A 2435-nucleotide genomic window follows, 5' to 3' on the forward strand; every position below is an offset into this window, starting at 1 on the left:
GTTGCTTTACACAATGGCTCTCATTTAAGTTCTGGAAAAGAGACCACTGTTCTCTCTGGAAAAGATATCCATATGGCGGCTTCCGATATAGATGCCAAGGGCAAGGTGGGGCTGAAAGCCAGTAACGATATCCTGATCAACAATGCAGAAGATAGCTTACATTATGAGATATCCGATCACAAAGAGGATGGAATATTTAGTGAGAGAGTCCATAATAATGTTGAGGCTACTCAAGTTGTGGGCTCAAGTATAACAGGGGGTGAAGGGATGGCCTTTGAATCTGGCAACGATACAAAAATCATTGGATCGATGCTTTTTGCTGGAAAAGAAGAGGAAACACCAGATCAAGCAAAAGCAGATATTTCTATTCACTCTGGTGGGAATATTCTCATAAAAGGCGCTCAAGAACACTACGATCAGCAATACCAATCGTCATCAAGTAGCTTTTTGCATGAGAAATCTTCCGATAAATCTGAATCGCACACCACAACAGTTTCCTCAGTTCTTGAGGCAACGGGCAACATTGATTTGCAAGCAGAAAAAGAGTCCACAATTACTGCTTCTCATCTGCTTTCAGGTCAAAACATCAATGTGACAGCAGAAAATGTGACGATTGATGGCATGCAAGATCACCATAGCAGCCACTCAGAAGAACATGCATCTGGTTTTGGCGCGGGCTCAGGTGAGGACTTTGTGTCGATATATGGGAGTGAGGAAAAGGTGCAAAATGAAGAGAGTTTTGAACATCAAGGCTCTTCTCTCAATGCGTATGGCACTATCAACATCATTGCCAAGAAAAAAGATGTGAGCATAGTGGGCTCTGATTTTGCAGGTGAGAATATTAATCTTTCGGCAGCTCGTGATGTCAATGTGCTTGTGGGTCATAATAGCCATAAGTCAAATTCTGAAGAAAAGCGTTCAGGTTTTGGCATTCAGTTTGGAAAGAGCAGCAGTAGTGTTTCTTTGGGTGTTGGGGTTGCAAGCGTCAAAGATACGGGCGATCAATGGGAAACCACTTCCACACAATCACACATCACGGCACGCCAAGATGTGCAGATTACTGCTGACAATGATGTGAATTTACAAGCAGCCATTGTTGCGGCGGATCGTGATGTCAACATTGATGCCGGCAATAATATCACCCTATCAGAAAGCCAAGATATCTCTAAGACACAAAAAAACCATGAAAATTTCTTTGCTGGTGTTACAGGTTCTGTCAATGTTGGCATTCTTAGTACCATACAAGATATAAAGGATGCAGGAAAACGTTTTGGTCATGGGGATACAAAACACAAAATCGGCAATGGCATCATTCTTGGTCTAAAAGGCAAAGATCTCTATAACAAAGGCAAAGATCTCTATAATGGGATAAAGAGCGGATCAACAAAAGATTCCCTTCTCAAGATGGTGGATATTTCTACCAGTGTTACCGTAGGCTTTAAGACTGAAAAGGAAGAGAAGTCTTCTCAGACATCTACTGCTGTAACCAATAGCATAGAAGCTGGGCGTTCTGTCAATATGAAAGCCCACAAAGGCAGCATCCATGGTGTTGGAGCTGATATTATCGCTGGCACCAATCCTGTTTATGCAAATGATCCGCAGAGCGGGAATATCAACTTGGAAGCAGGACAGCATATTACCTTTGAAAGTGCGCAAAACAAGAAAAGCACACAAAACCATAACCAAAGTGCTTCAATGAATATTGGAGCCAGTTATGGCATGGGTGGCGCAGGGGTAACAGGCAGTGCTGCTTTTAGTCAAGGGGAAGGTTCCAGTGAACAGGTTCAACAAAAGAACAGCCATATTGTTGGCACAGGTACTGTTCATACCACGAGTGGGGCAAACACCACATTGGCAGGCGCCGTGGTTTCTGGAGAGCGTGTAGAAATGGAAGTAGGAGGTGATTTTACCGTTGTCAGCCGCAGTGATACGGGACAAAGTTCCAGCAAAAAAAACTCTGTTTCTGTTGGGGTTAAAGGCAATGGAAAGCCTGATGGTGCATCAATAAACGTCTCTTTCCAAAATGATCAATCCTCCAGCGATTATCACAGTGTTGTGGAACAATCAGGCATTAAAGCCCGTGATGACGGCTTTGAGATCACCGTTAAAGATAAAACAACGCTGACTGGAGGTATTATTGAAAGCACAGCCTTGGCAGAAAAAAACAGCCTGACCACAGGAAGCATCAGCACCAGTGATATTAGCAACAGTGCGAGTGCCAAAGCCAGCAGTGATGGGATTAGCATTGCAGCGGGTGGTGCAATGGGCGAATACGACATCGCTAAAAACATTGCCAAAAATGTTTTAGATCATGCAGAACAACAGGATTCAAGGGAAGGATATACCAAATCTGCCATTAGCGATGGCACCATCGTCATTACTGATGAAGCAGGGCAGAAGGCATTGACAGGGCAAGGCGTTGATCAAACCATAGC

At 43.7% G+C, this 2435-nt stretch carries 1 protein-coding gene; it reads left to right on the forward strand.

Annotated elements, in window-relative coordinates; translation table 11 throughout:
- Positions 1-2435 (forward strand): hemagglutinin repeat-containing protein (locus ACFINL_RS09520; RefSeq protein WP_375651472.1); only part of this gene is annotated, 2435 nt, incomplete at both ends.

This window comes from Bartonella sp. AA78NXGY (assembly GCF_042197005.1).
GTDB lineage: Bacteria > Pseudomonadota > Alphaproteobacteria > Rhizobiales > Rhizobiaceae > Bartonella.